This window comes from Lactobacillus gallinarum DSM 10532 = JCM 2011 (assembly GCF_001434975.1).
Lineage (GTDB): Bacteria > Bacillota > Bacilli > Lactobacillales > Lactobacillaceae > Lactobacillus > Lactobacillus gallinarum.
Map to the genome: position 1 here is coordinate 1 of NZ_AZEL01000060.1, position 306 is coordinate 306.

1 protein-coding gene is annotated in these 306 nt (G+C 37.9%); it reads right to left on the bottom strand.

What is annotated here, in order from left to right; genetic code table 11:
* Positions 1–19: 19 nt before the first annotated feature.
* On the bottom strand, positions 20–306 hold a 287-nt coding region (locus tag FC37_RS08220), incomplete at its 5' end, for a transposase (protein WP_156400670.1).

Genomic DNA, 306 nt, shown 5'->3' on the forward strand with positions numbered 1-306 from the left:
ATTATAAATACGCGTGGTGCTAGTTAAATCGTTCTAGACAATATGCCATATTATAAGCTAAAATGGCAACTTCGAGTCTCTCTTGAAAACCTGCTAAACTTCTAGCTCGATTATTTTCAGCGTTGTAGTAAGACAAAAGCGAAAAATCACTCTCGATGGTCCTTCTGAGTGCCATTAAATAGTGCTTATTGTGCTTTTGATCATTCTTCATGTTTTTAAGATATGGTGTCCAAAGCGTATAGCCCATTTGCTCTAAGCGTTGATGCAGGTTTTTGCCCAAATATCCTTCATCGCCCAAAAGGTAAC